This is a genomic window from Alloalcanivorax balearicus MACL04 (assembly GCF_025532145.1).
Classification (GTDB): Bacteria; Pseudomonadota; Gammaproteobacteria; order Pseudomonadales; family Alcanivoracaceae; genus Alloalcanivorax; species Alloalcanivorax balearicus.
This window is the reverse complement of sequence record NZ_ARXS01000017.1, coordinates 99,236-107,833: the sequence shown is the minus strand read 5'-3', so window position 1 is coordinate 107,833 and position 8,598 is coordinate 99,236. Positions and strand designations below refer to the sequence as shown.

Genomic DNA, 8,598 nt, shown 5'->3' with positions numbered 1-8,598 from the left:
TGCGGGGCACCATAGAATCTCCCACAGCGGCGTTCCCGCAAAGGCGTAACACGGCCCCGCTGTCCCTAATGGGGGACAACTCTTTTTGTCACGCCACGCCGAGGATATCGTCGGCGGCTTTTTCGGCGATCATCACCGTCGGGGCATTGGTGTTACCGCCGATCAGCGTCGGCATGATGGAGGCGTCCACGACCCGCAGGTTTTCCAGACCGTGCACGCGCAATTGCGGATCCACCACCGCCATGTCATCGACACCCATCTTGCAGGTGCCCACCGGGTGGTAAATGTTGTCGCACTTCTCGCGCAGGAAAGCGCGGATCTGATCGTCGGACTGCACCTGGCTACCGGGAAAGATCTCATTGCCGCGCCAGGGGCCGAGGGCTTGCTGGGCCATGATCCCGCGCATCACCTTGACTCCGCGCACCATGCCTTCCATGTCGTCCTCGTGCTCCAGGAAGCGCGGATCGATCAGCGCCGGTGAGCGGGGGTTGGCGTCGCGCAGCCGGATGTCGCCGCGGCTCTTGGGGCGCAGAATGCAGACGTGGCCTGAATAACCGTGCCCGATACTGAAGGTCCAGTTCAGGCCGTGGTTATCCAGCTTGGCGGCGGTCAGGTGCAATTGCAGGTCGGGGATCGGCTCTTCCGGCCGTGATTTGATATAACCGCCGGCCTCGGCCACGTTGGATGTCAGTTGGCCGGTACGGCGGTAGAAAAAGTCCCAGACCGCGCGCAGGCCGGAAGTGAGCAGATCCCGAGGCGACAGTGTCAGCGTGTCGCGTTTCAGGTTCTGATGCACCACCAGCACGTCCGGATGATCCTGCAGGTTCTCGCCGACGCCGGGCAGATCGTGGACCACGTCGATGCCGTGCTGTTCCAGTTCCTGGCGCGGACCGACGCCGGACAATTTCAGTAACTGTGGTGAATTGATGGTGCCGCCGCAGAGAATCACCTGACCGGCGGACAGCGTTTGCACTTGCCCTTGATGCTCCACGTCCACGCCAGTGGCGGTGCGGCCTTCAAAGCGCACCCGGTGCGCCAGGGCACCGGTCATCACGGTCAGATTTTCGCGCTCCAGGGCGGGGTGCAGATAGGCCCGCGCGACGCCGCAGCGTTCACCGTCCTTTTGCGTCACCTTGTAGAAACCGACCCCTTCCTGGGTGGCATTGTTGAAATCATCACTGGCCGGATAGCCGGCTTCCTGAGCCGCGCTGACGAACGCCTCGCTGACCGGGTGCCGGAAACGCAGATCGGCCACGTTGAGACGGCCGTGGGTGCCGTGGAAATCATCTTCGCCGGCTTCGTAATGTTCGGAGCGCTTGAACAAGGGCAGGACATCCTGGTAACCCCAGCCGGGGTTGCCCAGGGACTCCCAGTGATCGTAATCCCAGGGGTGGCCGCGGGTGTAACACATGGCGTTGACCGCGGAGGAGCCGCCCAGGGTTTTACCACGGGGAATGTAGATCTGACGGTTGTTGAGCGCCTTCTGTGGCACGGTGTAGTAACGCCAGTTCCGGCTGTTGGAGCGCATCAGCAGGATGATACCGGCGGGAATGCGGATAAAGAGGCTGTTGTCCGGTGGCCCGGCTTCCAACAGGCACACCCGGTTGTTGGGGTTCTCTGACAGTCGGTTGGCCAATACACAGCCGGCGGAACCCCCGCCGACAATCACGTAATCGTATTGCATGCCGCTCGCCCTTGGTTGTTGTCGGCTCTCTGACCGGTCCACTACCCCCGGCAGTGAACCGTGGGGGCGTCCTGTCTCACTATCCTCGCATACTAGTCCCGCCGCGCCTCGGTGTTATTGGCCGAATCCGGACACCGCCAGGCCGGCAAAGTCAGCGACAGCGCGCTTGCGGGGGCGCGGAACGCTGTTTATGATCAATACAACTTTTTTTACGCGGCTTGCCGCGAGGCACTGCTTTCTGCTTAGCCGGTTTGGGTCGGTTAAGCAGAGACCAGGGTAAAGGAAGTTCGTCGCACAGATCCCCTTTACGGGGGCGGGCCCATATTCCCGCCGACGCTTTTTTCCATTCCCTGTCGCAGAATCGTCACGATAACAGGCTTTCATGGTCCCGCCACAGCGGGAGAAGTTCGTCGAGCAGGCGAGGGTGCCTATGAGTGAGCGCATTCTGCGATTGGACAAGGCCGGCACGCCGGTGGAATGGCTGGATTGGCAGGCCGCGGCCACCCTGTACGCGCGGGGTCTGGTGACCTGGACTCTGGGCGATGTGATTTATCGCCTGCGCGGCGGATTCTGCCGTGTCACCGGCGACCGCTCCCGTTTGTCCCTGCATTCCATTATTGCTTGCGATGGACTGGCCAGCCCGCGCCGCCGCACCCGTCCGCCGTTGACCAATCGCGCGCTGTTTCGCCGTGATCAGCATGTTTGTCTTTACTGCGGCAAGCCGTTCCCCGAATCGCAACTGACCCGTGATCATATTCGCCCCACTTCCCGTGGTGGTCGCGATCACTGGCTCAATGTGGTGGCTGCCTGCCGTCGCTGCAATCAGCACAAGGGCAATCGCCTGCCGGAGGAAATCGGCATGGAATTGCTGGCACTGCCTTATGTGCCGAACATGGCCGAGTATCTGGCACTGATTAACAGCCATCGTATTCGTGGTGACCAGATGGCGTTTCTGCGCAATCAGTTCGGCAAGAACAGCCGGTTGTTGTGAGAGCCTGTTTCGGCTGTCCAGACCACCAAGCCCCATGCTCCCCCTGTTCTCGATGCAAAAAAAAACGGCGCCCATGGGGCGCCGTGAATCGTTTGGCTCGGGAGAGCTATCACGGAGTACAACTCCGATGTCAACAGATGGGACCTCGTTGACGGTTTTGAGTATGGCGCCACTGAAATGCAAAAACATTTGCTTTATCGCCCGGGATTTCGGCTTGAGTGGTCAATTCTTGTGCACAGACGACAGCATGGGGTCAGGTTTGGAAGTGTGCTAATTTAGCCTCATTACACCATCCAATAAGGTAGGCAAGGAATGCAAAGCTCCGCTCTACGCCTGATTGGCGTGTCTCTGCTGCTGCTCGGTTTATGGGCTTGTGACACTTCCGACGAATCGGCGTCGTCCGCCAGGGATGAAAGCGAACAGGCCGAACCCGCGGCGGCGGCCGACAGCGAACCCGATCCCCGTTGGCGTACTCATCTGGACAGTTGGCCACGGGGGGAAACCGGTTCCCGCTCCCCGCTGGTATTCCGTTTCACCCATCCGGTGGTGGAGCAGAGCGCCGTCAATGAACCGCGGGAAAGCGTGGTGAAACTGCGCCCGGAGCGGCCTTTCACGGCGGTATTCACCGCCCGTGACCGGCTTGAAGTACAGCCTCTGGAACCCTTGCGCAGTGATCAAAGTTTCACTGTCACCTTGTTTCCTCAGGGCCTCTCCGGAGTCGATGACAGCTTGCCTCCGCTGGAAACCACGCTGACCGTATTGCGCCAACAACTAACCATTCGGGTCGAGGCATTGGCGCCGGTTGAAGGGGCCGACACCATGGTCCTGAAAGGGCGGATCGATACCCTGGATCTGGTGGATAACCAGGCGCTGGAATCGGTGCTCTCAGCCAGACAGGGTGAAACGTCGTTGCCGATGGTTTGGGAACACCCGTCCGGCAGCCTGATTCACCGCTTTCAGGTTACCGGGATCCGCCGTGATGTCGGTGAAGAAGTCCGCCTGGCCTGGGACGGCGAGCCAGTGGGCGAGTCGGGGTCGGGCGAGCAGAGTTATTCAGTGCCTCAGCCTGGCCAGTTCGCCATTACCTCGGTCCGCTCGGAGAGCTTTCCTGACCGTCATGTGGTGGTGCAGTTTTCCGAGGCCCTGCAGGCGGGGCAGGACTTCCAGGGGATGGTGGCGCTGGGTGGCAAGAGCGCCCGGGTGCAGGTCGACGGCTCCCGATTGCTGGTGTATCCGAGCGACGAGGTGGACGAGAAGGCGGTGTTGAAGATCGCTCCGGGCGTGGTCAGCGCCGCCCGCCACACTTTGGAGACGGAGTATCAGCAATCCCTGGTATTGAGTATGTCCAAGCCCGGTGTGCGGTTCGTTGGCGAGGGGGCCATCCTGCCACGGGGCGAAGTGCTCAGCGTGCCGTTCGAGGCCGCCGCCGCCGGCGCCGTCCAGGTGCAGGCGTTCGAGGTGTTCGAGAACAACATCACCTCCTATCTGCAAAGTCGTGATCTCGAGAATCAGCATCCGGATACTCGCTCCGGCCGTTATCTCTGGCAAAAAACCCTGGAGTTACCGCCGTCCGAGGAACGGGGATGGCAACGGTACCGGCTCGATCTGACCGAGCTGATGGCCAAACACCCCAACGGTCTGGTCCTGCTTACCCTCAAGGTGGACCCGCGCAGCATCCACTACCAATGCGGTGATGGCGGTCCGCAGCGTGAGAATAAACTGCCGGACAACTACGAAGGGCCGGGCCAGGACGACGAAGTACAGCGGTATTACCACGATGCCGGCTACCTGCGCTGGGACGAGCGCGATAATCCCTGCAGCGACAGCTATTACGCCTATAACAATGAGGCGGAAAGCTCCCGCGCTTTTATTGCTTCCAACCTCGGTTTACTGGCCAAGCAGGGGGAGGACGACCAGATGCTGGTGGTCACCACCGCCCTGGATACCAACACGCCCCTGGCGGGCACCCGGGTTACCGCCTACAACTACCAGCACCAGTCCCTGGGCAGTGCCAGCAGCGGCGACAATGGCATTGCCGAGTTGAAATTATCCGGCACGCCTTTCTATCTGGTGGCGAAAAACGGCAAGGAAAAAGGCTATCTCAAGGTGGCCCGCAATCGGGCGTTGCCTTCCAACCAGTTTGATACCGGCGGCGAGCGGGTTCTCGATGGTCTGAAAGGTTTCTTTTACGGCGAGCGGGATGTCTGGCGGCCCGGTGATGATATTCATCTGACGTTCGTACTGGATGACCCGCAACAGCGGATGCCGGCGGATCACCCGGTCACGGTGGACTGGTTTGATCCGCGCGGTAACAAGGTCGCCAGTTATACCAACGACGAGCCAGTGAACGGGTTCTACACCTTTACTCTGAAGACCGAGGAGAGCGCCCCCACCGGCAACTGGCGGGCGGTGGCGCGTCTGGGTGAGCGGGACTTTGATACCCGGCTGCGGGTGGAAGCGATCAAACCCAACCGGTTGCGTATTGAGCTGACCGCCCCCGAGCAGGTCTTCGCCGGTCAGAGCACACCGTTGGCGCTGCACGGACAATGGCTCAATGGTGCCCGCGCCAGTGCCCTCAAGGCCGATGTGAAGGTGCGCCTGCTCAACGGCGCCGATCCGTTCCCGGGGTATGCCGGCTACACCTTCAAGGATCCGTCCCGCACCCTGCAGGCGGAGCCGTTCACCGCTTTTGAGGGGCGCCTGGACGACGCCGGCGACGCCACCGTCAACCTGGCGGTGCCGGCGGTCACGCCGCCGGGCATGGCGGCGGCTCTGGTGACCACGCGAATTTTCGAGAATGGCGGGGATTACAGTACCCAGGTGCAGCGATTGCCAGTGGCGCCGTATCGGCACTGGGTCGGACTGCGGGTTCCGGACGGTGACGGCTGGGGCGGTGCCCTCGGACGTGACCAGAACCATAACCTGGATCTGCTCACCCTGGACCAGGACGGGCAGCCGGAGTCCCGTTCCGTCACCCTGAGCGTCTATCGTATCGACTGGCGCTGGTGGTGGGATCGGGGCGCCAATGATCTCGCCAATTTCATCAGTAACCCGCATACCCGCAAGGTGAAGGCCACCCAGCTCACCACCAATGACAAGGGGCGGGTGCAATGGCAATTGAACGGCCCGGATTACGATTGGGGCCGCTATCTGGTACGGGTATGTGATGACAAAGGCGGGCATTGCGCGGCACAGACCGTGTACCTGGGCTGGAGCGGCCAGCGCGGCGGTGGCGGGGACGCCGCCTCCCGGTTGGCTTTGTCCACCGACAAGGAACAGTACCAGGTCGGTGAGATGGCCAGGGTGAAGGTGCCGGTGTCCGGCACCGGACGCTTGCTGGTCAGTCTGGAAAGCGGCTCACGGGTACTCCGTCACTACTGGGTCAAACCCGGTGACCAGGAGAACTTCACCCTGGAGATTCCGGTGACCGCGGACATGGCGCCCAACGTTTACGTGCACGCCACTCTGCTGCAAGCGCACAAGGACCGTGACAATGACCGTCCGATCCGCCTTTACGGCATCGTGCCGTTATTGGTGGAAGACCCGGACACGCGTTTGGAGCCGGACATCGAGGCTCCGGAGGAAGTGCGTCCGGAAAGCGAGTTGACGGTGACGGTGTCCGAGAAGCAGGGCAGGGCGATGACCTATACCCTGGCGGTGGTGGATGAAGGCCTGTTGGGGCTGACCAATTTCCAAACGCCGAACCCCCATCAGACCTTTTTCCGCCGGGAAGCGCTGGGCGTGCTCACCTGGGACCTGTTCGATCAGGTGGTGGGCGCCTACGGCGGGGAACTGGAGCGGATGCTGGCGGTGGGTGGCTCGGAGGGGCTGATGGATGGCTCCGAAGCCCAGCGCCGCCGGTTCCCGCCAGTGGTGTATTTCGCCGGACCGTTCGAACTGAAGGCCAAGTCGGAGCAGGAACACAAGGTCCAGTTGCCGGCCTACATGGGCGAGGTCCGGGTGATGGTGGTGGCGGGGCATCACGACGGCCAGCAGCGCGCCTACGGCAAGGCTGATACCCCGGTTACCGTGACTCAGCCGTTGACGCTGCTGTCGACGCTGCCGCGGGTGCTGGGGCCGGGGGAATCCCTGCAGGTGCCGGTGAATGTCTTTGCCACCGAGGACACCATTACCGATGTGGATTTGAACCTGAAAGCGGAGCCGCCCCTGCAAGTCACCCGTGATACCGCCAGGCTGACCTTCGAGGAACCCGGAGACAAGATCGCCACGCTGTCACTGGAGGCCGGTGACCAGGTGGGGATCGCCCAGGTCACGGTGTCGGCCAAAGCGGGTAAGGAGCAGGCCGAGGAGCAAGTGAATCTGCCGATCCGTACCGCCAACCCGCCCACCAGCCGGGAACAGCGCAAGATGCTGGAGCCTGGAGACAGTTGGGCGCTGGACTGGAGCCCCCATGGTCTGCCGGGCACCAACCAAAGCGCCTTGACGGTCAGCAGTCTGCCCGCCATGGGACTGGAGCGGCGGCTGGAATACCTGATTCGCTATCCTCACGGCTGCGTCGAGCAAACCACCTCCACGGTGTTGCCGCAACTGTACCTGCACCAATTGGTTGGCCTCAGTGACGCCCAGAAACAGGAAGTGCAGAACAACATCGCCGGCGCCATTGACCGGCTGCGCCGCTTCCAACTGAACGACGGCGCCTTCAGCTACTGGCCCGGCAGCGGCCAGGCCAGCGACTGGGGCACGTCCTACGCCGGTCATTTCCTGGTGGAAGCGCGCCGCCTTGGCTATGCGGTACCGGCGCAAATGATCGACAGCTGGCGGAACTATCAGCGGCGGCTGGCCAGCGACCCCGGACAGTACGCCTGGCAATGGGCGAGCCAGGCCTACCGGCTCTATACCCTGGCCCTGGCCGGGGAACCGGAAGTCGGTGCCATGAACCGCCTGCGCGGCGCCCTGACGGTAAGCGACAGTCGCAACCGGTATGGCCGTTACACCGCCCGTTGGCTACTGGCCGCCGCCTATCAGCAAATGGGGCTGACCGATGTGGCCGGTGAATTGATCGCCATTGATGGCGAGGTGGGCGACTACGATGAGCCCGGTCCCACCTTCGGCTCCGCTCTGCGTGACCGTGCCATCAGCATGATGGTGCTGGAAGCCCGCGGCGATCAGGCGCGGGCCTGGGACGAAGCCCGTGTGGTGGCCGATGATCTGGCCTCCGACCGCTGGTTCTCCACCCAGAGCCTGGCCTGGTCGTTGATGGCCATGGCGCGCTTCGCCGGCAACGAAAGCGCGGAGGACGGCTATGATCTGGCCTGGCGGCAGGCTGACGGTGATTGGCAGGAAACCCACGCCACCAGCCCGGTGTTTCAGCAGCCGCTGGCTATCGATGAGGATGGCGAGTCCATCGTGGTCCGCAACGACAGCGACCGCCGTTTGTTCGCCACCATGACCACCGTCGGCACCCCGGCCCCGGGGCAGGAAAAAGCGGTGTCCGAAGGCCTCGACCTGTCGGTGACGTTCCTGTCGATGGACGGCTCGCCGCTGGATCCGGCGCGTCTGACCCAGGGCACGGATTTCCGCGCCCGGGTGAAGGTGACCAACCGCACCAACCGCCGCCTGGAAAATCTGGCGCTGACGCAAATCGTGCCCTCCGGCTGGCAGATCGCCTCGCGTTTGTCGTCCGCTGGGGTGGACGATGCCAAGGACGAGAAGGAAACTCCGTTGGATTACCAGGACGTGCGCGACGACCGGGTGCTGAGCTATTTCTCCCTGAAACCCGGCGCCACGCGTACCGTGAATGTGGAGCTGAACGCCTCGTTCGCCGGCCGTTTCTATCTGCCCGGCTGGCAGGTGGAAGCGATGTATCAGGGCTTCATTCAGTCCCGTCAACGTGGCCAGTGGGTGGAAGTCGTGACGGAATGACCCTGGCGGGTCGGGCATGGAGGTCCGGCCCGTATGCTGG

3 protein-coding genes are annotated in these 8,598 nt (G+C 62.6%); 2 read left to right on the top strand and 1 reads right to left on the bottom strand.

What is annotated here, in order from left to right; genetic code table 11:
• Positions 1 to 88: 88 nt before the first annotated feature.
• The gene (locus MA04_RS14675; RefSeq protein ID WP_262461220.1) at positions 89 to 1,684 is read right to left on the bottom strand and encodes a GMC family oxidoreductase; all 1,596 of its coding nucleotides are present in this window, start codon (positions 1,682 to 1,684) and stop codon (positions 89 to 91) included.
• Positions 1,685 to 2,114: 430 nt separating this feature from the next.
• Between MA04_RS14675 and MA04_RS14670 the strand changes: the two genes are divergently transcribed.
• The gene (locus MA04_RS14670; RefSeq protein ID WP_022995518.1) at positions 2,115 to 2,675 is read left to right on the top strand and encodes an HNH endonuclease; all 561 of its coding nucleotides are present in this window, start codon (positions 2,115 to 2,117) and stop codon (positions 2,673 to 2,675) included.
• A gap of 312 nt (positions 2,676 to 2,987) precedes the next feature.
• Complete coding sequence (locus MA04_RS14665) at positions 2,988 to 8,558, top strand: alpha-2-macroglobulin family protein (protein ID WP_262461218.1); 5,571 nt, start codon at positions 2,988 to 2,990, stop codon at positions 8,556 to 8,558.
• The last annotated feature ends 40 nt before the right edge of the window (positions 8,559 to 8,598 follow it).